Here is a 24,651-nt window from a genome sequence, read left to right on the forward strand (position 1 = left end):
TTCCTAAATGCAAGGAGTCAGGACAGCTCTTGCGCTGTGCGGTGGCAGGCGATGAACGCGCCGGAAGGAGCCTGCCATACAGGGGGCGGCGTGAGCGCGCATGTGGCGGCGGCCACCGGGCAACGTGGCATGTAGCTGCAACCGCTTGCGGGTGCCGGACCACTTTTATCCTGCTTCAGCCCGTGCTGACGGAGGATGTTATCCAGCCAGTCCGGCCGCATTTCAGGCACCGAGGCTTCCAGCTTGCGCGCGTAAGGGTGATGCGGCGCGGTCTGCAGGGCTGTTATTGTGGAGAATTCTACACAGTGTCCGGCATACAGGACGGCAACATGGTCACACACCGAGCGCAGGGCGTGCAGGTCATGCGTAACAAACAGCCATGAAAGGCTGAGTTCGCGCTTGAGCTCCATCATCAGGTCCAGAATGGCCGCAGCGACAACGGTATCCAAGGCCGCCGTGATTTCATCACACAGCACAAGGCGCGGGCGGGCAGCGAGTGCGCGCGCCAGATTGACGCGCTGCTTTTGGCCGCCTGAAAGCTGGGTGGGCAGACGGCTGGCCAGAGCGGCGGGCAGACGCACCATGTCCAGAATATGCCGGATGGCGTTATCAGAGGCATCTTCACCATAAAACGTCAGCACCCTGCGCAGGGTGGCTTGCACGGTCATGGCGGGATTCAGCACAAGGTCCGCGTTTTGCGCTACCAGTTGCAAGTGCTGGCGTTGTTGAGGGGAGCGTAAGTTGATATCGGCCGCAAGCGGCTGCCCCTCAAACATCATGCTACCGGCCGACCAAGGCTGAATGCCCGCAATGGCGCGGATCAGTGTGCTCTTGCCGCAGCCGGATTCCCCGATAATGCCCATGGTTTCGCCAGCCAGAACCGGCAGGCTGACTTGATTCAGAATGGTGTGCACGGGGCGCCCTTCCGGCGTGGTACCCCCATAGCCAACCAGAATGTCACGCACATCCAGCAGCGGAGCGGAGGCCGGGGCCGGATCATGATTGCGCGTGTGGGGCTCACTGGCCGCCACAAGGGCCTGTGTATAAGGTTGAGTGGGCGCGGTCAGGATCTGGCCGGTGGACCCTTCCTCCTGCACGGTGCCATTTTTCAGCACTACGGCACGGTCTGCCATCTGGGCGACAATGGCCAGATCATGCGTGACATAAACGCCGGTAAAGCCGCACTGGCGCATGGCAAGACGAAATGCTTCCAGAACCTCTATCTGGGTAGTGACATCCAGTGCCGTTGTGGGTTCATCAAAAATCACCACTTCTGGCTCAGTGATCAGGGCCATGGCAGCCATAATCCGCTGGAGCTGTCCGCCTGAGCACTCATGGGGGTAACGTGCACCGATGGTATGGGGAGAAGGGAGTGCCATCAGCTCAAACAGTGCTATGGCCTGCTCCACAGCCTCTTTGCGGGGCATGATATGGTGCACCAGAGCGGGTTCTATCACCTGCTCCATCAGCGGAAGGGCCGGGTTGAAAGCTGCTCCGGCATTCTGTGCGATGTAGGCGATTGTCATGCCACGAAAGGCATGTAGCTCACGCGCATTCATGTGCAGCACATCGTGCCCGGCCACACGCAGAGTGCCGCCTGAAATGCGGCAGCCCTGCCGGGCGTAGCCTGTCAGGGCAAGGGCTATGCTGGTCTTGCCGGAGCCGGATTCACCAATCAGAGCCAGCATTTCCCCTTCCGCCACATTGAAGCTGACATTGGTTACAATAGGGGTTTCCGGGCCACGGCCTCGGTGGCCTGTCAGGCTCAGGTTCTGAACTGAAATGAGAGGCGGAGGTGCTGTGGGGGGAAGCAGGCTCATTGGCGTTGCCCTTTGCCGTCGAGTGCAAGGTTGAGGCCTACAGTCAGAATGGCGATTGTCAGGGCAGGGGCGATCACCGCGGGCGCGCCATACACAAGGCCCAGTAGATTTTCCCGTGTCAGGGAACCAAGGTCCGTCTGTGGCGGCTGTAGCCCGACACCCAGAAAGCTCAGGTTGCTCAGCAGCCGGACAGCATAAATGAAGCGTAAGCCGACATCTGCCAGCACGGGGCCGGTCATGTTGGGCAGGATCTCGCGCAGGACCAGATAACCCGTTTTTTCTCCCCGCATGCGTGCAGACAGAATGAAATCCTTCCGCACGATCGAGAGAGCCAACATGCGGCTGGTGCGGTAGGAGCCGGGCATGTAGATGCACGCCATGGCCAGCACCAGAACCGGAACGGACGAACCAAATGTCGCGACGGCCACCAGTCCGCTAAGCAGGGATGGAATGGAAATGACGCCATCCATGAAGCGGGAAAGCAGGGTATCCGTCAGTCCTTGTTTAAGAGCAGCCATTATGCCCAGAAATGTGCCTGCGCTACACGCCATTACGGTCGCTACGGCACAAAGCAGGACAGTACTGCTGGTGCCAAAGAGCAGGCGGCTCAGGACATCACGTCCCAGATAGTCCGTACCCAGCAGATGTGTGGAAGATATGGGTGCGAAAACCGTGGAACTGACGACTTCGCCGGGTGGGCAGGGTGCTATGAGAGGCCCTGTAACGGCCAGTAAAAGCCAGAACAGAGCCAGCAGGACTGGTGTTTGCCGCAGGGGGAGCAGGCGATGCAGAGGCCGGGAGAGCATCATGTGCGTGTTCTTTCCTGCGAGGAGCAGAGCGCCACGATATCGGCCAGTGTTGTGAGTAGCAGGTAGGCCGCGCAGAAAATAATTGCGCAGGTTTGCACCAGCGGAATATCGCGCGAGGCCACACTATCCACCATCAGGCTGGCTATGCCTGGGTAATGAAAGACGGATTCCACGATGACCACGCCACCCAACAGATAGGACAGGCTGAGGGCAATGACGTTGAAGAGGGGAGCAATCACGTTCGGCAGGACGTGGCGCAGTATGATGAAGGCCGGGGAAACGCCTTTGAGCATCGCCATTTCCACCCATGAAGAACTTAGTACGTTCACCATGACGGCGCGTGTCATGCGGGCCATCTGTCCGACAATGACACAGCCAAGTGTTGCTACGGGCATGGAAAAGGCGGCCAGAAACGAGCCGATGGAATGAATATCACTGATGCTGGCCAGTGCGGGCAGCAGATGCAGTTCCACGGCAAAAACCAGCACTGCCAGCGTCGCGATCAGAAATTCCGGCACAGACACAACGCACAATGTGAGCAGGGAGATTGTGCGGTCAAACACCGTATTGCGAAAAATGGCGGAAAGGGTGCCAAGAAGCAGAGCGGCAGGCACGGCAAACAACGTTGTAATGCCAGCCAGAAGAAGAGAATGCAGCAGACGGTCATGCACCATGCTCAGCACGGGCTGGTGGCTGACAAGGGATGTGCCGAAATCCCCCCGTAGCAGTCCCCCTGCCCAGCCTGCAAAACGCAGCAGCACAGGTTGATCCAGCCGCAGGCTGTGGCGCAGGGCGGCTATGGCATCGGGTGTGGCTGCCTGCCCAAGCAAGGCTTCAGCGACATCTCCCGGTAACGCGGAAGTTATAAAAAAGACGGCAACAACAACGAACACCAGTGAGACGAGGGAAGCCCCAACCCTGAGGGCAATCGCTTCACCCAACCGTGCCGTCATGGCTGGCCTCCCGCAGTATCCGTCTCATCAACCCAGATGCTGCGGGCAAAATTGTAGCCCATCAATTGGCCACCCTGACGCGGGCGCAGGCCCCGGATGCGTGGATGATATCCATCCAGACTGGTGATGAAGTTGGGGATCGCTATTCCGGCATCCGTATGGATGAGTGTTTGCATGTCATCATACAGAGCACGGCGTTTTGCCTCATCGGGCTCACTCCGGCTGAGAACCAGAAGCTGGTCGAACTGTGCATTGCGCCAGTGCGATTCATTCCATGGTGCAGTGGATGCAAAACTGAGCGCAAAGGTCATGTCCGCTGAGGCGCGTGGGTTTACATTGCCGAAGCCCAGGGGGAAACGCATCCATGACTGGCTCCAGTAGCCATCGGCAGGCATGCGGCGCACATCCAACTGGAGGCCGATGCGTCGTGCGTCATTCTGGAGCAGCACCGCCATCTCGACGGATCCGTTGGCAGCGGGCGAGCAGATGAGCGGGGGAAGGCTCTGGTTTAAATAACCGCTGCGTCTAAGAAGAAATTTTGCCTGTTCCGGATCATAGCGGGTCTGAGGAAGATGCGCGTTGAAATCACGATGTTCAGGGGGTAGGGGCTGGTCATTCCCCATGCGACAGTAGCCAAGATAAATGGAATCACGCATCTGTTCGCGGTTGAACAGCAGCTTCATGGCGCGGATAAAGTCCGCGTTGCGGCCCGGTCCGACATCCTGCCGGATGGCAAGATTAGTGTAAGTACCTGTTGGGCTTTCCATCACGGCAAGGCCACGTTTGCGCACAAGAGCGACAAGGCGCGGGTCTACGGCGGCAATAATATCGACATCGCCCGAGAGCAGGGCATTGTGTCGGGCCATGTCATCACTGATGGAAATTAACTCTAGACTGTCCACCCACACCCCGCCGGGGTTCCAGAAATTTGCGTTGCGCAAGGCAAGTGAACGCACGCCAGGCTGGAAAGCCGCACACGTAAAGGGACCTGTGCCATTGGCCTTATCAAATTGCGTTGTACCCTCGCGGATGATGGCAAAATTTGTCAGCCCGAGCACGGAGGGAAACGTGATATTCGCGGTGTCTAGCTCAATGATGACATCCAACGGCCCATCTGCCCGTATGGTGCGCATGGCCATGGCCTGATAATGCACCTGCGAGCCAACAGTGGGATCTTTGTGCCGGAGAATGGAATACACAACATCGGCAGAAGTCAGCGGTGCTCCATCATGGAAGCAAACACCGCTGCGCAGCCGGATATGCCATGTCTTGAAGTCTGTGCTTTCAAGGCTTTCCGCCAGAGCCGGGCGTGGCGTCAGGGTCTCGTCCAGTGTGACAAGACCATCATAGAACATATTACCACGCATATAATCCGTCGCCATGGACTGGCGCGCGGGGTCCAGCGTGTCGCTCAGAGAACCTGTTGTGGAGGCAGCACGGACATGACCGCCCGTACGGGGAACGGGGCCAGTTTGGTTGGAAACAGAACTATTGGAGGCTGTTGCAAAAGCCGTGCCCGACCATGACTGTGTAGCACAAAAGCTGGCGGCTGCCAGATGTGCTCCCTGTTTTATCATGTTGCGTCGGTTCAGCATCAACACGCTCCGGCTGGGGGTAAAGAGCGGGACAGATGGGGGAGGGAATGTCTGCCACAACAGGGCACGCTCCTCCCCCGGCGTAGGGCTTACAGACCCAGAACGCCCGGCAGGCCCCCGATATCGGCAATTTCGGTGTAGCCGTAGTAGGGGGTGGAAGGTTCGTGCCCGCGGGCAACAAACACTTTGTTGCGGATGCCCAAATCATGCGCGGTCATCAGGTCATACCGCAGGGATGAAGAGACGTGCAGAATGTCTTCCGGCCCACATCCAAGGCCATCCAGCATGTATTCAAACGCGCGCATATGCGGTTTGTAGGCCTGCGCATCTTCTGCCGTAAACACGGCATGCACGGGAGCACCTAACTTGGCCACGTTGGAGTGAATCTGCGTGTTGGATGCATTGGACAGAATGACTAGCGGAACTTCACTGGCAACTTTAGCCAGACCGGCCGGGACATCATCCCATGGGCCCCATGTTGGAACGGACTCATAAAACTTATTGGCAATTTCAGGAGAGAAATGGATTTTCCATTTCTTGCATGTGCGTTCCATCGCGTTGAGGAGCACATAGCGGTAGGGCTGCCAGGGGCCCAGCACCTCATCCAGCCGATAAGCCGCGAAGTCCTTGCAGAACTGCTCCATTCCTTCGGCAGGAATAACATCTGCGTAAAGCTCACGCGCCATGTCACTCATCCGGAAGCGGGTCAGGGTGCCATAGCAGTCAAACGTTACGAATTTCGGCCTGAACGTCGTCATGATGTTTCTTGTCCGTCTGAGTTAATATTACGATATGACAACATGTATGGCGGGGGGAATGCTACTGCTTTTTTGCATTATGCAGCATAGAGTTCTGTATCTTGAAAAAAGGACAACAGAATATGCTGCGTTAAAATTTCTTGTCCCTTACGAGGAAAAAATAGTCTGGCGTGTTCAAGCTGCTTATTATGCAGCGGAGGCAGAAAACCGGGCAATACTGAACGGTGCAAGGGGAATATCTGTTTGCCCTGTTGCAAGCAGGTCCGCCATGGTAGCCCCTACTCCCGGGCCAAGCTGGAACCCATGCCCACAAAAACCAAAGGCGTAATAAAGTCCCGGAACGCGCGGGCTGGCACCCATGACGGGCAGATCGTCTTCGGTATAGCCTTCAATGCCCGTCCATGTGCGGATTACGCGCAGGCGAGCAAAATCAGGGAGAATGCGTTGCAGATGAGGCATTTGCCGCACGGTATTCAATGGGTCCAACCGGGCTCGTTTCGCCACAAGGTCCACGGTGCCACGCAGGCCGCCCCCAAAGACGATATTGCCGCGCTCGATCTGCCGTAGGTAAACGCCTTCTTCTTCCACCCATGATGCATAGCCAATAACAGGCTGAATACGGTAGGGCACGGGTTCTGTGACGCCCATTTGCGGTGCTTTGGGGGTCAGGCGCAGGTCATCACCGAAAGCTGAGGCCATTTTCTGCCCCCATGCTCCGGTGGAGATTTGAAGCAGAGGCGCCGTAAAGCGTTGGCCCTTCGCCGTTTCCACCACAAAATCTTCAGAAGTGCGGGTAATGTTATTGACTTCCGCTCCTTCAAGAACAGTAGCACCAGCCCGGCGTGCTGCTCGGCCAAAGGCCGGGGCTGCAAGGCGGGGATTGGCATGGCCATCAAGCGGGGAAAAGGATGCGCAATCCACATCCGGAGCAAGCATGGGAAAACGCTCTACGGCTTTACGTCCGCTGTAAAGTTCCAGCTCCAGACCATAGGGTTTGCAGTCCTGCGCATATTGTTCCAGTCGCGCACTGTCCTGCTTCTTGAAGGCAACCCGTACATGCCCGCTGGGCAGAAATTCGACGTCCTCCCCAATCAGTTCAGGCAGGCGACCCCAGATTGCACGGGAGCGGTTGGCAAGTGGTAGCTGTGGCAAAAAGCGCCCCTGACGGCGGACATTGCCAAAATTGGTGCCCGATGCGTACTGGCCTACCAGATCACGTTCCAGCAAAATAACCGAGAGTCCGCGCTGACGTGCAAAAAATGCGGTTGCGGCTCCCATCAGGCCGCCGCCGACAATAATCACATCGGCCCGCGCAGTGGTGGGTGTAACAGGCAGGGCAGGGTGGCTCATGTCATAATACCCCGAATTTTGGCAGGTAGTGGTTTAACCGGGGCAGCGCTACGAATACGTCCGGCTTCTTCAATGGGTATCTTGCGGGCTGCAGCCAGAATTTCGGCTCCCGCCAGGCCGCACATACGGCCCTGACACCGGCCCATGCCCACACGAACAAACGCCTTGGCGCGGTTGACTTCCGGAGCATCCAGCGGGCCTGCTGCGCGCCGAATGTCTCCGGCAGTCACGTTTTCACAACGGCAGACAACAGTCTCATCCGGCAGATCAGCCGCATTCTTCCACGGCCATGGAAAACCTGTTTCCAGCCCGTGCCGGAATGCGTTCATGGGCTTGAGGGCCGCGCGAAGGCGGCTGATGTCTTTCCGGGCGGTGGGATAGCCAAGATCTTCAAGGCAGCGCAGTGCGGCCAGTGCCCCAGCACTTTCCGCCGCATCGGCTCCACGGATGCCTGCTCCGTCACCAGCCAGATAGATTCCTTTTTGCGATGTCGCCCCATCTTCATCCGTGACAGGCAGCCACTGGCGGGAGAGGGCATCAAATGCAAAATCACACTTCAGCAGGTCAGCAAGCTGTGTTTCTGATCGCAGGCCATAGCCTATGCCTACGGCATCACCAGCTGTGTGACGAACCTGCCCTTGGGCATTGCGCCATGTCACGCCGCGTACCCTCAGATCCGTACCGTCTTCCTGCGGGTCTATCCTTACAGGTGTGATGCCTGAATGAAGAGGCACACCCGCCCGCAGCAGGTCAGCCATGTAGCGCATTCCCTGTGCCAGAATGGCTGGACGATGGCGCAGGCCACTTAGTCCTTTCATGCGTGTTTTGAAAGAGGACGTATCCAGAACCGCGTGGGGTTTGACCCCGGCGCGTAGATATTGCCAAGCGACCAGATACAGCAGGGGCCCCGTTCCCATGAAGACCGGTGCGGCTCCAATGGTGCAGGCCTGCGCCTTGAGCGCGATCTGCGCACCCCCCAGAGTGAACACGCCCGGCAAGGTCCAGCCAGGGCAGGGCATGATGCGGTCCGTGGCCCCTGCGGCAATAATCATGGCATCAAACGGCAAAGCCTGAGCGTGCTGATTATGTTCTGTCAGCAACTGGTTGCTGGATACGCCCCATGCCAGAGTTTCGGGGCGATAATCTATATGAGGTAAAAGGGCCTTGAAAGCAGTGTGCAGAGCTGTCGCAGCGCCTGCGGAAGCGCCATAGAGTTTAGCGGCGGGACGCGAGAAATTTTCCGGCTGCCGGCGATAAATCTGGCCACCCTGCTGGCGGTTTTCATCCAGCACAACAGGGCGAAGGCCGGCCTGAGCAAGAGTTTGTGCTGCGCGTGTGCCTGCGGGGCCGGCCCCTATAACAATGACTACTGGCTTGTCCATGGCACCTCTGCTGTCACAATACGCAGGCCCGAAGAAACAGGCGTGGAACAGGCGCGCAGTTCATCGCCGGTTTCTGTCCATACACGGCAGTCCTGACACGCTCCCATAAGGCAGAATCCTGCTCTGGGTTTTTTATCGAATTCGTTCAAGCGAAGCTGGCTGCCCGCCAGGAGTAGTGCTGTCAGAAGTGTATCTCCTTCCAGCGCGGTGACAGGCTGCCCGTCGACTGTAATGGTGATGTGTGGCCGTTCTGTTTCGGCCACGCGTCGAAAAAGTCCCTTCATACGGGAGAACCTCCTGCCGTGCGCCCTAGCGGGAGTGTACGCCAGGGCAGAGTGCTTCAGGCAATAGCTGCGGCAATATCCTTGTCATCCAGTAGTGCATTCAGTACGATTTCGATACGGTCGCACAGAATATCCGTTTCTTCCAGTGTCAGGCAAAGGGGCGGGGCCAGCCCGATAATGTCATCCCCGAAGGCGCGGAACAGAACACCTTTTTCATAACCGATCCGGGCGAGCTTTTTAGAGATGCCAAGAGACGCTGCGGGTTTTGTTTTGGCAGCTTTGTCTGTCACCAGTTCGATAGCGCCGAGCATGCCGATTGAGCGTGCATCCCCAACCAGCGGATGGTCTTTCATTGCGGCGAGGCGGGTCGCCAGATGGTGGCCTGACGTCACACCGTTTTCCAGTAGGCCGTTCTGGTACAGGTCCAGTACGGCAAGGCCGATAGCGGCACTCACCGGGTGAGCGCTGTAGGTCATGCCATGCCCCACAGCAACACCCGGCGGCGTGGCATCTCGAACGGTGGCATACATGCCTTCACTCATGAAGACAGCTCCCATGGGCGCGTAGCCTGAGGTCAGGCCTTTGGCCACTGTCATCATATCCGGCACAACGCCTTCGTGCTCGCAGGCAAACAGCGGGCCTGTGCGGCCAAAGCCAGTGATGACTTCATCCGTGACAAACAGAATGTCCAGTTCTCGGCAGGCATTGCGCATGGCCGTCAACCAGCCTTTGGGAGGAATGGCTACGCCGCCGGAACCCTGCACGGGTTCGCAGAAAAAGGCTGCGACATGCTCAGGTCCACCCAATTCTGTCACCTTGTTGCGAAGGTCAGAAACGGATGCAGCAATAATCGCAGCCGCGTCCGGCCCTTTTGGGTGGTGATATGGGTCCGGGCTGGAAATATGGTGCTGCCATGCCAGCGGCACATCTGCATCGCGATGGAAGGCGGCAAGCGCCGTGAGTCCGGCACCAGTATAGGTGCTGCCGTGGTAGCCGCGCGCAAGACCAATGACATGGCGTTTCTCCGGGGTGCCGCGTGCATGCTGATAGAAGCGGATAAAGCGCAGGGCGCTATCCACCGCATCAGAACCGCCTTGTGAGAAAAAGACACGGTTCAGGTCGCCCGGTGTAACCGCAGCAAGGCGGGAGGCGAGGGTAATGGCGCTCTCGCTTGCAAAGCCAAAATAGCCGGTGGCGTAAGGCAGGCGTATCATCTGTTCTGTGGCGGCTTGTACAACGCTCTGCTGGCCGTAACCGACATTGACGCACCACAGACCGGCAAAGCCATCAAGCAGCGTGTTTCCGTCAATATCCTTCAGCCATGCCCCTTGGCCGGACTGGAGGATACGAGGACCATATTCTTCCTGATCACGCCATGATGAGACCGGATGGATGAGGTGAGCGCGATCAAGAGCGGCGAGTGTCTCTGGAGTCATGACGTTTGAGGTCCGTTGTGTTGTTGCCCGTTGTTTTCCTATGCGGGCTGGCGGAAAAAATATGGTGCCATAAGCAAAGGATGTGAAAGTGGATTGTGCTGTTCTGAGCGGGAGGTCAGTAAGAATGCGTTAAATTGCCGTGAGGTCTGTTTTAGCGTTTGCATTGGGGTAAAGATCAAGGAAAATACGATACCGAAATGACATGACAGGTGTTTGTGCCACAAGGGTGCAGGGGAAAAGAGCGTGATCGATCTCAGCTTTCGTCCAGAAGATATTACGCTGCCTGTGGGGCATTTTCTGTCTGGAAAGGTTGTTTCAGGTGGAAAGGATATTGCTGTTACCAGCCCCGGTAATGGCAGTCTTCTGGCTTATGTGCCTGAGGCTGGCCCTGAGCTGGTGCATGAAGCAGCACAAACTGCTGCTCGTGTTCAGCGCGAGAGTGGCTGGGCGACTTGCGCGCCGAGGGAGCGAGCACGGGTGCTGCGGCGCTGGGCTGATCTTGTTGAGCAGCACAGTATGGAACTGGCCCGGCTGGAAACTGTGTGCTCAACCCGCCCCATTACTCAGACTGTAGGGTGGGATATTCCTTTCCTTGCTGAAGGAATAAGATTTTTTTCCGAATATTGCGATAAGATTGGCGGGGATGTGGCGGCAACATCTTCCAGCTTGTTGGGAATGGCCATTTACGAACCCTACGGTGTGACTGGTGCTATCGCTCCGTGGAATTTCCCGCTGGTCATGGCAAGTTGGAAGGTCGTGCCTTCTCTTGCTGCAGGGAATGGAACGGTTCTCAAACCTTCGGAAATGACGCCATTTTCTGCTGTGCGCCTGGCTGAGCTTGCGGTGGAAGCCGGGATGCCAGCAGGTTTGTTCAATGTGGTGCAGGGTACCGGGCTGGCGACTGGTGAGGCTATCTGCCGCCATCCGGATATCGGTAAACTCAGTTTTACCGGTTCCACCCGGACGGGTATTGCTGTCATGAAAGCCGCGGCAGAAAGCGGCCCCAAGCCAGTTACTCTGGAGCTGGGGGGGAAAAGTCCTCAGCTGGTATTTAATGATATTTCCTCCGTAGATGAGGTTGCCGACCGTATCTTCCGGGCCTTTACAGGCAATGCTGGGCAGGTCTGTGTGACAGGGTCTCGCCTGATTGTGCAACGTGGGGTGGCAGAACCATTAATTGCGGCACTTGTTGCCCGCTGTGGTCAGGTTGCAGCTTTTGCTCCATGGGCTGCAGCAGCCAGTTATTCGCCCATTATTTCAGAACCACAGGCACAGCGCATTCTAAACCTTGTGGAAAACAGCGTGAAAGCCGGGGCGCAAAGCCTTGCTCCCTGTCTGCGTATGAACAGTGAGGAAGGTGGCATTTTCCTGTCTCCCGGCATCCTGCTGGTGACGGATGTCAAATCTCCTGTATGGCAAGAAGAAGTGTTTGGTCCCGTTCTGGCCGTGCAGACTTTTGATGATGATGACGAGGCTTTTGCTCTGGCAGAGCACCCTGTGTACGGGCTGGCGGCAGGGGTTCATACAGCCAGCATGTCCAGAGCAATGCGGGCCATCCGGACACTCAAGGCCGGTACTGTCTGGGTCAATCGTTACGGCCGATCGTCAGATTTTGTAATCCCGACGGGTGGATTTGGCGGATCAGGTATTGGCAAGGATCTGGGGCGACAGGCTTTTGAGGCTAATCTCCGGCTCAAAAGCGTGCTGATGGCAGTGGAGTAAGCAGACAATGCAGCCACAGAGTCCTGATGCAGCATTTCTAACGGCCTTAAGAAGAGATCTGCATACGCATCCGGAACTCCGGTTTGAGGAGAAGAGAACAGCGTCCATCGTAGCAGAGCATCTGCGCAGGCTTGGGTATGAGCCCCATACTGGTCTGGCCACGACTGGTGTGGTGGCAACGCTGGATACAGGCCGCCCCGGTCCCGCTGTCATGCTACGGGCGGATATGGACGCTTTACCGATCAGGGAAACTGGTCAAGCTCCGTGGGCCTCTCGTGCAGAAGGAGTTATGCATGCCTGCGGACATGATGGTCATACCGTTATGCTGCTGGGTGCTGCCGCTGCTCTGGCATCAGACCCACCACCCTGTGGAAAGGTCCATTTCGTGTTTCAGCCCGGTGAGGAAGGTGGGGCAGGCGCACAGATCATGATTGACGAAGGTCTGTTCAAACTTTTTCCAACTGATTACTGTTTTGGGTTGCATAACTGGCCGGGGCTGCCTGCAGGGCAGATGGCGGTACGATCCGGTCCGATCATGGCGGGGGGATGGCGTTTTATTATTGAAATTACGGGAAAAGGCTCTCATGCCGCTCAGCCTCATCTTGGGCGAGATCCTTTGACTGTAGGCGCCGCTCTGGTACAGGGGGCACAGCTGCTGGTCGCGCGACGTACTGATCCGCTTATTCCGGCTGTTGTCTCGTTTTGTATTTTTGATGCAGGCACCACTGATAACATTTTGCCTGAAAAAGCCCGGCTGGCCGGTACACTGCGCGCTCTAGCGCCGAATGTTCTGGGCGAACTCAGGGATGGACTTCAGCTGCTATGTGATGGGCTGGCCATGGCGCATGGCGTGGCAATTTCCGTTCATTTTCATCAGCCCTATCCTGTTACCGTTAATGAGGATGTAGCCACTCATCTTGCGGGTAAGGCCATGCAAGTTCTGGAGGCGGATGAAGATGGTCCTGCGCCGGACCTGAATATTGCACCTAGTCTGGCCTCGGAAGATTTTGGTTTTATGCTTCAGCAGAAACCCGGTGCATATGCCATGATAGGAAATGGAGAATCTTCTAAACTCCATTCTTCTGATTATGATTTTAATGATGATGTTATTCATATTGGTGTGAGATACTGGCATATACTTGCCCACATGTGTGCGGCATCGGCGGCTGAGGCCTGATTGAAATACGCACTCTCTAAATTCTGGCAGGAAGGATACAACGCGTATGAAAACTTATGATATCGCCGTCATTCCGGGTGATGGAATTGGTGTAGAAGTTATGCCTGAAGCTCTGCGTGTGCTGGAGCGTGTGGCTGATATCTGTGGCTTTGGCCTGAAATTTCGAAATTATGACTGGAATTGTGAAACATGGCTGCGCACCGGCCAGATGATGCCGGATGACGGCATTGACCAGCTTTCACAAAGTGATTCCATCCTGTTGGGAGCTGTGGGCTTTCCGTCTGTCCCGGATCATATTTCATTGTGGGGACTTCTTATTCCCATTCGGCGGGAGTTTCACCAGTATGTTAATCTACGGCCAGTTCGGCTTTTACCCGGTATTCCCTGTCCGCTGGCGAACAAGAAGCCCGGTGATATTGATTTCTGGATTGTACGGGAAAACTGTGAGGGTGAGTACTCGCAGATTGGCGGTGTGTTTGGTGAGGGCACACCGTCCGAAGGTGCGATGCAAACAGCAGTATTTACACGGTACGGAACGGACAGAATTCTCCGTTATGCTTTCGAGTATGCTCGTAAGCTTGGTCGACTGCATGTGACATCGGCAACCAAATCCAATGGTCTTTTTCATTCCATGCCATACTGGGATTCCCGCTTTGAGGCGATTGGCAAAGAGTATCCCGATATCCTCATGGACCAGTATCATATTGACATCCTGGCTGCGCGCTTCGTCATGTCTCCAGAACGGTTTGATGTGGTTGTAGGGAGTAATCTTTTTGGTGATATTCTCTCTGACCTTGGTCCTGGGATTACGGGCACTATTGCAGTGGCTCCGTCAGCCAATATTAACCCCGAGCGCTCATATCCCTCGATGTTCGAGCCAGTTCATGGGTCTGCGCCTGATATTGCCGGACGCTTTATCGCCAACCCTGTTGGTCAGATATGGGCTGCTGCAATGATGCTGGAGCATCTGGGCGAGGTAGAGGCCTCAAATCTTGTGATGAAGGCTATTGAAAAAGCCCTTGATGATCCAATGGCGCCACGTACCCCAGATATGGGAGGTAAGGCGGGCACACGTGAACTGGGAAAGGCTATCACTAACAAAATTGTCTCCTAAGAATATACTCTGGAACTTAGAGGTTTTTGGCCCCCCATTTTTTAATGCCCTCTGTAATTTCATCTCTTGTGTTGTGATGAGGGGATGGTGGTATAAAGCCGCCCTGCTTCTTTGATGTTGAGGAGTGACTTGCTCGGCTGGGCGACTAGCTTGACGTGTTTTTCCGTACTGTGGATTTTGAACTGTTCTGTCCTGAGACGGAGAAGATGGAGGGATCGAGGGAGTAAAGTGGGAAATTTTAACAAATCTTTTTCAAAAAACTCTTACATATCACACTCAGTAGTGAATGACTGAGCGGATCGATTTACCTTCATGCATGAGGGTAAAAGCTGCATTGATGTCTTTAAGCGGCATCGTATGGGTTACAAAAGGTGCTAGCTGAATGTCACCGCGCATTGCGTCTTCGACCATTCCAGGTAGCTGTGTTCGCCCCTTTACGCCGCCAAATGCCGTGCCTCGCCATGATCGACCGGTGACAAGTTGAAACGGGCGGGTGGAAATTTCCTTTCCAGCTCCCGCAACTCCAATAACAATTGACTGCCCCCAACCGCGATGAGCAGCTTCCAGCGCGGCACGCATGACAGAAACATTGCCGATGCATTCAAACGTATGGTCAATGCCCCAACCAGTTAATTCAACGAGTACTTGCTGGATAGGTTGCTCGTAATCTTTTGGGTTAAGAAAATCAGTTGCTCCAAAGGCTTCTGCCAGTTCGAACTTTTCCGGGTTAGTGTCGATCGCAAAGATGCGCCCTGCCTTTGCCTGTCTTGCTCCCTGTATGACGGCGAGCCCAATTCCCCCAAGCCCAAAGACTGCAACCGTATCGCCAGATTGTACTTTAGCCGTGTTATGTACCGCGCCGATACCGGTTGTCACACCACATCCCAGCAGACAAACATGTTCAGGGTTAGAGGCCGGATTAATCTTGGCAAGGGAAACTTCAGCCACAACCGTGTATTCACTAAAGGTAGAGCAACCCATGTAATGATAAATGGGTTGTCCATTGTAAGAAAAACGCGATGTGCCGTCGGGCATGACACCTTTGCCCTGCGTTGTGCGAACAGAAATACAAAGATTGGTCTTTCCGGATTTACAGAACAGGCACTCGCCACATTCTGCCGTGTAAAGGGGAATAACGTGATCACCTGGCACCACGCTTGTCACACCTTCTCCCACTTCTACAACAATCCCAGCTCCTTCGTGTCCAAGCACTGCTGGAAAAAGTCCTTCCGGATCATCGCCAGACAGAGTGAAGGCATCCGTGTGGCACACTCCAGTGTGGGTAATTCGGACTAGCACTTCACCTGAGCGGGGCGGAGCAACGTCAATTTCAACAATTTCAAGAGGTTTACCGGCCTCAAAAGCAACAGCAGCACGCGACTTCATAATATTTCCCCGGTATCTTGCAGTTCGGAATAGTCAATATACTATTTAAAGAAAGTAAGATTGAATGAGACGACGTCCTTAGTGGACCAGACTATAGTGCCCCTGCCGACAGCGCATTCAACGAATTCGTTGCCCAGAGGCTCAGCGCAAGATTGGTCATCAACCTTTAGTCTCACTTCCTATCACCACAACATGTCATATTGTTGGATCGCAATCAGTAACATTAAAGAAACCCTCCATATATCAAATAGAAAACGTAACTGGTCGATAATTCTTCTTAAAGCTGAACAGAAGAATGTTTTTAAGAATATGCCTTTTTTTCAACTTCGTTCATCTCAGCATTAATCTGATCAACCAGTTCCTGACGAGTATCAGATGGAATATCTATTTGTAATCTGCGTTCCAGTGTCGCAAAAATACCGATGAATGAGTTGCGGCCATGCTCAAGAATCTGCAGACATGCCTCTTTATCAACGTTCAATTGCTGCATCATGTAACGAGACAAGATTTTCACGGCAACTGGATTTTCGAAAACAAAAACAGGCTGCAAATCAAAAGTCATTTTTCGAGCATAATTGACACCAGGTAGGCATTTTAGGCGTTGGCTTAGCCGGATGTCTCTGGAAGAGGCGCCCACATCAACCCACAAAATCCCATTATCCAGAAGCCATTTCTGTCTTTCCGTATCGTAAACCTCAAAATCACGACTCTCCAAAGTAATGGTTACGCGTTTTGTTTCTCCCGGTTTGAGAGAGATTTTGCAAAATCCGCGCAAATCACGCTTACACCGTTTCAGGCGGCACTTTTCCCCACGAAGATAAACCTGAGCAATTTCTTTTCCTTCATAGAGGCCCGTATTTGTAATGTTAAAGCTGATATCCAGACCCTGAAGTGGAAGAATTTCGTTTTTGCTTAGGATCAAATCACTATATTCAAAAGTTGTGTAACTTAGCCCAAATCCAAAGGGAAAAAGGGGTTGGCTATCTCGTGCATCAAAATACCTGTAGCCCACAAAACACCCTTCACTGTAATAGTGTCGTCCGTTTTCGCCTGGATAAGACAAGTAACCAGGGATGTCTTCCTTCTTCACAGGAAAGGTGGTCGTCAGCTTTCCTGATGGTACGGTTTTGCCAAAAAGGATGTTTGCAACCGCACGCCCCATGCCCTGACCACTGAAAAAAGTGTCCAGCACGGCGTCAACATGTTCCACCCAGGGCATAGCAACAGCATCGGGGTTCGAAAGAATGACTATGAGTTTGTAAGGACGTTCAGCCTGCCCAAGCGTGGTAATCAGATCATCGTATCCGGGAGCCAGATTCAGATCGCTCCTGTCAGAACCTTCGCCATCGTAACCGACAGGCGGGGCTGCGAATAAGATAACAATATCAGCATCCAGACAGGCAGTAAGCGCCTCAGATTTAAGCTGCACGCATGCTTCGGGTTCAGGCGCTGTACCGAGCAACCAGACTACCTGTGTCTCCGGAGAGCAGTAGGAACTGATTTCATCGAACGGAATGTCAACCTGTGTCGGCGTAGTCGTTGCGCAACCTGATCCCTGAATAACGGGCTCAAGAGCTTCCTTCCCAAGGATAACAACTTTTCTCAGTCTTTCAGCAGAAAGAGGGAGGCATTTGTTGTCGTTTTTCAGCAACACGATGGACTCTTCGGCGAATTTCCGACTGAGTACATGATGTTGTTGCTCTGTGTATTGAACATTATTCATTTTAGAGGCATGGCAGCGAAGGACAAGGCGTATGACATTTGCACACGCTGTATCTAGAGCACTCAGATTAACGCGACCATCCGCCAGATCGCGTTTGAGATCTGCTTTACGAATAGGGCTTTCAGGCATATCCAGATCGTTACCAGCTAGAATGGATGCCCCCCGGTCCTTAATACCATGCCAGTCCGCAATAACCGTGCCCGAATAGCCCCAGTCATTGCGCAGGACACCATTGATTAAGTGTGCGCTTTGGGCCGTTTGCTCCCCGTTTACTCGGTTATAGGACGTCATAACCGACCACGGGTTCGATTTGGCGATTGCTCTTTCAAAGGCGAGAAGGTAAATCTCCCGTAATGCTCGTTCTTCTACGATGGAATCCATGGTCGTACGTTCAACCTCTGAATCATTGCAGACAAAATGTTTCAGAGACGTGCCAACACCGTATTTTTGTATACCATTGATCACAGCTGCTGCCAGATCGGCAGAAAGAACAGGGTCTTCAGAGTAATATTCATAGGCACGACCCGCAAGCGGTGTTCTTCTTATGTTAATGCCAGGCCCTAGTAGAAGATGTACTCCTAGGTTTCTACATTCCTTTCCTAAGGCTTCCCCTAACTGGGTCGCCAAATCGGTATCCCACGAACATGCCAGGCTTGACCCATTGGGGAAACAAGTTGCCGGTTTCATTTGGCCCCATGCTGTTTGAACATCATCAGCTTTTCTGTTGACCACGCCCAGAAACGAATCAAGATTTTCGCCGCCACGCTCGTTTTTATCAATTTGCTGAACCGAATATCGTACACCATAAGTACCATCGGTCATGGTGATACTCGGCAGGCCCAGCCGCTCTATGGGCCTGGTTTTCCACATATTGAAGCCGCCAATCATATCGATTTTTTCGTCTATCGTCATTTGGCTGACTAATGAGTCAACGTCGTAAGAAGAAGGCATGGCGCTTGTGTTCATGATGATCCTAAGTATCTGAGAAGGAAAACGAGAGGATATGTGAACGCTATCCTCATTTATAAGCCCTGATGTCAGACTAGCCTGCTGCGCTCTTTATCCTCGGTCCGTCATCTGTAGAGCTGTACAGGAGAAATAAAATAAATTGTATAGCGACACACGCCAGAGGAAGCCAAACAAAGCCCGCCAAAACCCACAATGCGATGTCTCCCGTAGGGGATGACTGGTTTGCATCATAATGTCCAAAAGAAAGAAATAGAGAAAGAATAAACCCCGTTATTCCACCAGCAATTTTTGTAACAAGAGTATTTAAGGCGTAAGATATACCAGCCAGATCGACATGATCGTCTGCATGACTGTAGTCAACTGCTTTTGCAAGCAAGACATAATATAACGGTGACAAAACTCCTTGAGCAAAGGTCAAAACAATAAGAGATCCAGCAAATTCTACTAAAGAGGATTTCGAAAGAAAAATTAGAATATAGGCAATGCCCTGCAGGACAGAGAGCGCAAGGCCAGTTCTGAAAAGGCCAAGTCGTTTAGTAAAAAATGGGCACAACATTGCACCTAAAAGCCCTGACAAGACACCAATTGTCAATGTCAGACTTGCGACAGATTCTGACCTTCCAAGATTGCATTTTGCATAATAGAAGATGAAACCGGAAAATGCTGACAGACAAATAAATTGAACAAAAACCAATGCATTACATAAATGCCAATTTCTGTTTTTTATTAGAGATTTCATAATGTAACGAAAAGAATAAGTTGCAGCCTGCGGTGGAAAGCGCAAAATACAGGTTTTAACAACAACAAACCACAGAATACTACCTGCACAGCACAACAGAAAAACAAAAGCCACAAATCCGAATTGCCGTTGTGATAACGTCTCCTCTCCACCAAGCCATTCGACGGCTGGTATGGTGAGGAAAGCGACGCAAAATTTACCGACCTGACAGCCGATCATCCTGAAGGAATTTAAGTCGATTCTTCCTTTACTGGTTTGCGAAATCATGGTGGCCATAGCCCCATATGGTGTATTGATACAAGAATATACGGCACCAAAAAGAATATATGTGGCGCCTGCCCAGATAACTTTTCCATTTCCAGGAAGCGGAAGGGGAAGAAAACAAAGGAATCCTGCTACTCCAAACGGTATGGACAGGTAAGTCAGAAGACGGGGTACAATAAGCCCGCCCTTTCTATCCATAAAAATTCCGATCAGTGGGTCACAAAGTGCATCAAAAACGCGGGCAATGAGCAATATCCAAGCAACAGAAGCAACGGGAAGTCGATAAATATCCGTATAATAATACATCAGATATGTGGACGTCAGCCCCCATAAAAGGTTAGATGAAAGATCACCACACCCATAAGCAATTTTTTCTTTTATAGAAAGGTCATTATCAGAAGTTTTCATGAGAGATCTGTCATGGTTGCGGCCTGACAACTGTTAGGCAGAATTGCTGATGGGGATGAACGGGATAGGTCAGACATTACGGTTTTCGTATAGATATTAATGGAAAAATAGCGGACATATATCTTTCTGAATACACTTTTCCATAGTTATATATTATAATAATATTTTCGTTTCATATGTTAAATAGATGGGATATTTTTCTGTTCGTCTGTGCATGTGCAACGCATCCCGTAACGATTAACATCCTCTGTCCATCCTATAATGGAATCGACACGAAAAAAACCAATATCTAAAAATGAAAAACAAAATTAATACCTCAGGAACGCCTATACTTAATTTCTGCTCGGTCATCGGAATATCCGAACTGGAGTATCAAAAGAAAATCATTGCGAGAAAGATACAACATGACCTGTTATTGAGCGCATACGGTTACTCCAGTGAGGCAGCGTATCTCCCTAATCTCGGGAAGCAATGACAGGGTGCTGGTTTTGAATACATGTGCCGACGAGATTATCGGGAAGCAGAGCTTGATCGGATTATCTACTCACTTATCAAGGATGGAGATCTTTGGAATGGCATACCGGAAGGCTGGATTCCTGTCGGCAGTTCTCTCAACAACCTTACTTTCTGGCGGAGGAGGCGCTCTGTACGCAGCAGATAAACCAGAACCCCTCTATGCGCTTAAAAGCAACCACCAGCATGCACCGGTCGTCAAAAAGCAGTCTACACAGGTGGGTGGCAGAATTGCCGGTCGTAGCAAAAACCGCAAGGTAGCCGTTGTCAATAATTCATCGGAAGACCTGCATGTTAGCGGTAAGCGTCGTGTCGTTGGTGTGCAGGACGTTGTCTCCTCCGCTGAGATTCATCGTGCAGTTCCGGGTACCAATCCACTTAAGGCGCTGTCCCAACATCCCGGTGTCATGTTCCAGAGTTCTGACCCTCAGGGCTTGGGGCAATGGACGAGCATGCTTTATATGCACGGCTTTCAGCAAGACCAAATTGGTATGACCGTTGAAGGTATTCCTATTGGTGACCAGGAATTCCACTCGTTCAATGGTTTGAACTCAGCTCAGGCCATCACCAGCGAAAACCTTGAGCGCATGGATGTCTCACTCGGGGCAGGGGCAGAGTCCATCGCGGCCACCAATAACCTAGGTGGCTCCCTTCAGTTTATTGGCAGCGATCCAGGACATGTACGTAAAGCGACCATCGGTCAGACCTTCGGCAGCAATAGTCTATTTCATACCTATGTCCGTGGAGACAGCGGGGATCTGACCAAAAGAGGCGACAGATTCTATGTCTCCTACATGCGTAACGATACCAAAAGGTGGAAAGGCGGCGGTCACCAATTCATGCAGCAGGTTAACTTCAAACTTGTTGACCCCATTGGTGAACACAGCAGTCTGTCTACCTTCTTTAACTATAGTGATTTTGAATATATCGACTATCAGGATATGTCTTTCGACAGCTTGAAAAATGGCGGTTACTACCTTGATAATTTCATTGGTACTCCAAATGGGTATCAGAAAGCCTATCAGGCTGCTTTGGGCATTTTCCCGTCATCTTACAGTAACATCGTCGATAAAACCGATGCCTCCTACTACGCGGCATCTACGACATCACGTAACTATATTGGAGGTACTACATACGACTTCGAATTGGCCGACCGTCTGCACTGGAAGGGCACCGTTTACGGGCATGGCCAGTATGGACGTGGTAGCTACACAAGTCCATACAGTACCTCTCCCAACGGTGCCCCGCTGGCAGAGCAGATCACGGTTACGCAACAAAAGCGTTTCGGATTTACATCTTCTCTGAATTATACCGTTGCCAAAAATGACATCAGCGCCGGCGTTTGGTATGAGAACTTCAGTGTCAACGTTGATCGAAATGCCTATGAAGAACCCCTGCTCGGCCAGGGAAAACCCGTCAATCCGGTCGGATCTCTACCCAGCCCTTATGCAACTTTCTGGGGCATGCAGTTCAACTCAAATAGCTTTACCGCCTACCTTCAAGACACTTACCATCCTCTAAAGAACGTTTCTCTGCATGTTGGTTTTAAATCCATCCTGCAAACAGTGCGGGCTGGCCAAACAGCCAATATGGTCTCTTATACTGGCACAGACTCTTTGGCCGTCGGCAGCGTTACTTCCTCCAGACCGTTTTTACCGCATATCAGTGGCGACTGGCGTTTTCTCCGCGATCATGAGCTCTATTTCGATATTGCGGAAAATATGAAAACTCTTCCAATGGCAGCCTACAAACAGGGAGCATCCCCTTTCGCTCTTACGGGAGAACAGTACGAGAAAATAAAAAATACTATTAAGCCAGAAACAAATTGGACGTATTCCGTTGGTTATCGTTACAATAGCCCATGGGTCAGCGGTACGGTATTTGCTTATCGTTCAGACTTTTCGAATCGGTTGCAGCAGATTACGGCGGGCACCATCGTCAATCCGGTTAGCAGTGTTGCAAACGTGGGCAGTATCGCAATGAACGGAGTTGACGCCGGATTGGTTGTGCGCCCCCTCAAAGGACTGAGTATCAGCAGCAACGTCAGCTACAATCATGCCACCTATGGTAGCAATATTTCTGAAAATGGGGTCACATACCATATAAAAGGCCAACAGATCGTCAACTATCCTCGTTTTATGTACAAGGCGAATGTTGTCTATACGATAGGAGATTTTACCACACATTTTGATGCCACCTATATGGGAAAGCGGAACTACAGTTATACCGGTGACCTTAAAGTACCCTCATATTGGGTCGAAAACGCGGGTGTGCGCTGGATGATGGGTAAAACCATCAGGAAGCTGACCCATAGCAGCCTGCCAGAAGACCTGTCGATCGACTTCAATGTCTATAACCTGGCAAATCAGAAATATATTTCTGTCAGTGGCGAAAATGGAAACGCTATGTATGGTGACTATCAGTCGTTCTTTGTGGGGGCCCCACGTCAATATTTCGGCTCTATCCGGATGTCATTCTGATAGCAGCACAGCGGGAAAGCCCGTTCTTTTATATCAATACAAGGCCACTCTCTTTTCGGAGCTGTAAAATGTCAGAAATTTCTTCGGATGTTACGCATAAACGTATTCGTCCCTTCAATACTAAGGTTACTTATCCAGAGCAAAACTTGGACAATGATTTATGTCAGGCCGTGGTTGCCGGGAAGACCATTTATCTGCGTGGACAGGTGCCCCAGGATCTGGATACGCGGGAAAATGTCGGCGTTGGAGATCCGGTGAAGCAGACTCAGAAGGTCGCTGAAAATATTCTCCTGCTCCTTAATGAATGCGGGGCAGAGGCACGCCATATTTGCAAAGTGACCGTTTATCTAACGGATATACGCTATAGGGAGTCAGTATACCGAACGCTTGGGCAATATTTGAAAGGCGTTTTTCCGGTGTTTACGGGCCTTGTGGTTGTAGCGCTCGCTCGGCCGGAATGGCTCGTGGAAGTTGATGTTATCGCCGAACTGGACTGATGCCAAACAGTGTTTTTAACGACCGGTGGCGGTTTTAATGAATAATACGGTTGATACACTGGCGCAGCTTGTTGCGTTTCCAAGTGTTTGTGGCACACCCAATAGTGCAATTATCGATTGGCTTGAAGCTCGTCTTTCGCTTTTGGGAGCATACATACTGCGTGTACCAGGAGAGGAGCTCGAACGGTACAATCTATTTGTCCGCATTGGGCCAGATGTAGCGGGTGGTATTGTTCTTTCTGCGCATGCAGATGTTGTGCCAACTGAAGGGCAAAGCTGGAGTTCTGATCCATTTACGTTAACTGAGCGAGACGGAAAGCTTTACGGACGCGGCAGCAGTGATATGAAAGGTTTTCTGGCCTGCATGGTTACTGCCGCTGCTAAAGCAACGATCTCTCCTTTGAAACGACCTCTTTATCTCGCCATTTCGTACGATGAGGAACTGGGTTGCCTTGGTGTACGATTTCTGTTGCGAAAGCTGCAGGAGACCGGGCTTGCAGCGTCAGGTTGTATTATTGGCGAACCCACACAAATGCAGGTTGCTGTTGCGCATAAAGGGAAAGTGGCATTGCGTATTAAGTGCCGAGGTAAGTCGGCGCATTCGGCTAATCCGCTCAAAGGAATAAACGCAATTGCTCTTGCCGCCAGCATGGTGTCAGAACTTCAGACTCTTCAGAAGTATATCGAAGACACAGAGGAACATGACAAGCGTTTTGAAGTGCCTTTTTCAACGGTTCAGGTGGGTTTGATCGAAGGAGGGGTGGCTTTGAACATCGTTCCGGAACATTGTAACTTAATGGTTGAAATCCGTGTTCTGCCCCACCTTTTGCCAGATGTTTATATTGCATGGTTGCGGGCCGCCGCACAACGTGTTGTGACACAGAACGGGCAGGGGGCCGTAATTGAGGTCGAGGTAATCAATAGCTATCCTGGTCTCAGTTATGATGAAAACGGATCTGGCATTTTATCTCTTGGTTTGCGAAGTATCTCTCAGAATACAACAACGGTAATTGACTTTGGCACAGAAGCGGGACTTTTTGCGCGAGAGCTAAATTTGCCATGCATTGTGTGTGGTCCGGGATCCATTGCGCGTGCGCACAAGGCTGATGAGTACATCACCAGACAAGAGCTTGAGGATTCAGATTTGTTTTTGTCTAGAATAATAGAAGATCTTTGCAATAAATGTTAGTAAATGCGCCAGTCTGACCGGTACTAAACGCCTGTATTTTTTCTATGAGAAATGAGAGCGGATTAGGAAAAACCTAAGACTAT

Annotated in this window: 18 protein-coding genes; 6 read left to right on the plus strand and 12 right to left on the minus strand. The window is 52.3% G+C overall.

Features of this window, described 5'->3' with window-relative positions:
• Window positions 1-17: 17 nt before the first annotated feature.
• The 9 genes from AD948_RS17310 to AD948_RS17350 all read right to left on the minus strand — a co-directional run bounded on the left by AD948_RS17310 (window position 18) and on the right by AD948_RS17350 (window position 10,387).
• A complete protein-coding gene (locus AD948_RS17310) occupies window positions 18-1,820 on the minus strand; it encodes an ABC transporter ATP-binding protein (RefSeq protein ID WP_061472981.1) in 1,803 nt (600 codons plus the stop codon).
• A complete protein-coding gene (locus tag AD948_RS17315) occupies window positions 1,817-2,629 on the minus strand; it encodes an ABC transporter permease (RefSeq protein ID WP_156479084.1) in 813 nt (270 codons plus the stop codon). Before AD948_RS17315 ends, AD948_RS17310 begins: the two co-directional genes overlap by 4 nt.
• Window positions 2,626-3,582: an ABC transporter permease gene (locus tag AD948_RS17320; protein ID WP_061472984.1), complete on the minus strand. Its 957-nt coding sequence runs from the start codon at window positions 3,580-3,582 to the stop codon at window positions 2,626-2,628. The genes AD948_RS17315 and AD948_RS17320 overlap by 4 nt, the downstream gene beginning before the upstream one ends.
• The gene (locus AD948_RS17325; RefSeq protein WP_156479085.1) at window positions 3,579-5,237 is read right to left on the minus strand and encodes an ABC transporter substrate-binding protein; all 1,659 of its coding nucleotides are present in this window, start codon (window positions 5,235-5,237) and stop codon (window positions 3,579-3,581) included. The genes AD948_RS17320 and AD948_RS17325 overlap by 4 nt, the downstream gene beginning before the upstream one ends.
• 29 nt (window positions 5,238-5,266) lie before the next feature.
• A complete protein-coding gene (locus AD948_RS17330) occupies window positions 5,267-5,935 on the minus strand; it encodes a haloacid dehalogenase type II (protein ID WP_061472987.1) in 669 nt (222 codons plus the stop codon).
• A gap of 186 nt (window positions 5,936-6,121) precedes the next feature.
• A complete protein-coding gene (locus AD948_RS17335) occupies window positions 6,122-7,285 on the minus strand; it encodes an NAD(P)/FAD-dependent oxidoreductase (RefSeq protein ID WP_061472990.1) in 1,164 nt (387 codons plus the stop codon).
• Window positions 7,282-8,667 carry an FAD/NAD(P)-dependent oxidoreductase gene (locus AD948_RS17340; RefSeq protein WP_061472993.1) on the minus strand — a complete coding sequence of 462 codons (1,386 nt, stop codon included), beginning with the start codon at window positions 8,665-8,667 and terminating at the stop codon, window positions 7,282-7,284. The genes AD948_RS17335 and AD948_RS17340 overlap by 4 nt, the downstream gene beginning before the upstream one ends.
• Window positions 8,652-8,951 (minus strand): (2Fe-2S)-binding protein, encoded by a 300-nt coding sequence (locus AD948_RS17345; RefSeq protein WP_061472996.1) that lies wholly within the window; start codon window positions 8,949-8,951, stop codon window positions 8,652-8,654. Before AD948_RS17345 ends, AD948_RS17340 begins: the two co-directional genes overlap by 16 nt.
• Window positions 8,952-9,007: 56 nt before the next feature.
• Window positions 9,008-10,387, minus strand: coding sequence for an aminotransferase class III-fold pyridoxal phosphate-dependent enzyme (locus tag AD948_RS17350; RefSeq protein WP_061472999.1), 1,380 nt, complete (start codon window positions 10,385-10,387; stop codon window positions 9,008-9,010).
• 243 nt (window positions 10,388-10,630) lie between these two features.
• Between AD948_RS17350 and AD948_RS17355 the strand changes: the two genes are divergently transcribed.
• Genes AD948_RS17355 through AD948_RS17365 form a run of 3 tightly spaced genes read left to right on the plus strand, consistent with a single transcriptional unit; the run spans window position 10,631 to window position 14,400 of the window.
• On the plus strand, window positions 10,631-12,109 hold the full coding sequence (locus AD948_RS17355; RefSeq protein WP_248846082.1) for an aldehyde dehydrogenase family protein: 1,479 nt from the start codon (window positions 10,631-10,633) through the stop codon (window positions 12,107-12,109).
• Window positions 12,110-12,116: 7 nt separating this feature from the next.
• Entirely contained in the window at window positions 12,117-13,286 is a 1,170-nt protein-coding gene (locus AD948_RS17360; RefSeq protein ID WP_061473002.1) for an amidohydrolase, read from the plus strand.
• Between the two features lie 46 nt (window positions 13,287-13,332).
• Window positions 13,333-14,400 carry a tartrate dehydrogenase gene (locus AD948_RS17365; RefSeq protein WP_061473005.1) on the plus strand — a complete coding sequence of 356 codons (1,068 nt, stop codon included), beginning with the start codon at window positions 13,333-13,335 and terminating at the stop codon, window positions 14,398-14,400.
• A gap of 276 nt (window positions 14,401-14,676) precedes the next feature.
• On the opposite strand, the gene AD948_RS17370 is transcribed toward AD948_RS17365, so the two are convergent.
• The 3 genes from AD948_RS17370 to AD948_RS17380 all read right to left on the minus strand — a co-directional run bounded on the left by AD948_RS17370 (window position 14,677) and on the right by AD948_RS17380 (window position 19,889).
• Window positions 14,677-15,786 carry an S-(hydroxymethyl)glutathione dehydrogenase/class III alcohol dehydrogenase gene (locus AD948_RS17370; RefSeq protein WP_058987455.1) on the minus strand — a complete coding sequence of 370 codons (1,110 nt, stop codon included), beginning with the start codon at window positions 15,784-15,786 and terminating at the stop codon, window positions 14,677-14,679.
• Window positions 15,787-16,087: 301 nt separating this feature from the next.
• The gene (locus tag AD948_RS17375; protein WP_061473007.1) at window positions 16,088-18,475 is read right to left on the minus strand and encodes a beta-glucosidase family protein; all 2,388 of its coding nucleotides are present in this window, start codon (window positions 18,473-18,475) and stop codon (window positions 16,088-16,090) included.
• Between the two features lie 76 nt (window positions 18,476-18,551).
• Window positions 18,552-19,889 (minus strand): MFS transporter, encoded by a 1,338-nt coding sequence (locus AD948_RS17380; protein WP_061473010.1) that lies wholly within the window; start codon window positions 19,887-19,889, stop codon window positions 18,552-18,554.
• A 527-nt stretch (window positions 19,890-20,416) separates the two neighbouring features.
• On the opposite strand from AD948_RS17380, the gene AD948_RS17390 reads away from it, so the two are divergent.
• The 3 genes from AD948_RS17390 (at window position 20,417) to argE (ending at window position 24,568) form a co-directional block, all read left to right on the plus strand.
• A complete protein-coding gene (locus AD948_RS17390) occupies window positions 20,417-22,882 on the plus strand; it encodes a TonB-dependent receptor (protein WP_248846083.1) in 2,466 nt (821 codons plus the stop codon).
• Window positions 22,883-22,950: 68 nt separating this feature from the next.
• A complete protein-coding gene (locus AD948_RS17395) occupies window positions 22,951-23,379 on the plus strand; it encodes a RidA family protein (RefSeq protein ID WP_061473016.1) in 429 nt (142 codons plus the stop codon).
• Between the two features lie 37 nt (window positions 23,380-23,416).
• Complete coding sequence (argE, locus tag AD948_RS17400; protein ID WP_061473019.1) at window positions 23,417-24,568, plus strand: acetylornithine deacetylase; 1,152 nt, start codon at window positions 23,417-23,419, stop codon at window positions 24,566-24,568.
• The last annotated feature ends 83 nt before the right edge of the window (window positions 24,569-24,651 follow it).

The sequence above is a fragment of the Acetobacter senegalensis genome (assembly GCF_001580995.1).
Classification (GTDB): Bacteria; Pseudomonadota; Alphaproteobacteria; order Acetobacterales; family Acetobacteraceae; genus Acetobacter; species Acetobacter senegalensis.

Coding starts and splice junctions, on each gene's coding strand:
- AD948_RS17335 (WP_061472990.1), bottom strand. CDS start 7,285: ATGAGCCACCCTGCCCTGCCTGTTACACCCACCACTGCGCGGGCCGAT.
- AD948_RS17340 (WP_061472993.1), bottom strand. CDS start 8,667: ATGGACAAGCCAGTAGTCATTGTTATAGGGGCCGGCCCCGCAGGCACA.
- AD948_RS17375 (WP_061473007.1), bottom strand. CDS start 18,475: ATGAACACAAGCGCCATGCCTTCTTCTTACGACGTTGACTCATTAGTC.
- AD948_RS17365 (WP_061473005.1), top strand. CDS start 13,333: ATGAAAACTTATGATATCGCCGTCATTCCGGGTGATGGAATTGGTGTA.
- AD948_RS17395 (WP_061473016.1), top strand. CDS start 22,951: ATGTCAGAAATTTCTTCGGATGTTACGCATAAACGTATTCGTCCCTTC.
- AD948_RS17315 (WP_156479084.1), bottom strand. CDS start 2,629: ATGATGCTCTCCCGGCCTCTGCATCGCCTGCTCCCCCTGCGGCAAACA.
- AD948_RS17330 (WP_061472987.1), bottom strand. CDS start 5,935: ATGACGACGTTCAGGCCGAAATTCGTAACGTTTGACTGCTATGGCACC.
- argE (WP_061473019.1), top strand. CDS start 23,417: ATGAATAATACGGTTGATACACTGGCGCAGCTTGTTGCGTTTCCAAGT.
- AD948_RS17310 (WP_061472981.1), bottom strand. CDS start 1,820: ATGAGCCTGCTTCCCCCCACAGCACCTCCGCCTCTCATTTCAGTTCAG.
- AD948_RS17380 (WP_061473010.1), bottom strand. CDS start 19,889: ATGAAAACTTCTGATAATGACCTTTCTATAAAAGAAAAAATTGCTTAT.
- AD948_RS17320 (WP_061472984.1), bottom strand. CDS start 3,582: ATGACGGCACGGTTGGGTGAAGCGATTGCCCTCAGGGTTGGGGCTTCC.
- AD948_RS17345 (WP_061472996.1), bottom strand. CDS start 8,951: ATGAAGGGACTTTTTCGACGCGTGGCCGAAACAGAACGGCCACACATC.
- AD948_RS17360 (WP_061473002.1), top strand. CDS start 12,117: ATGCAGCCACAGAGTCCTGATGCAGCATTTCTAACGGCCTTAAGAAGA.
- AD948_RS17370 (WP_058987455.1), bottom strand. CDS start 15,786: ATGAAGTCGCGTGCTGCTGTTGCTTTTGAGGCCGGTAAACCTCTTGAA.
- AD948_RS17350 (WP_061472999.1), bottom strand. CDS start 10,387: ATGACTCCAGAGACACTCGCCGCTCTTGATCGCGCTCACCTCATCCAT.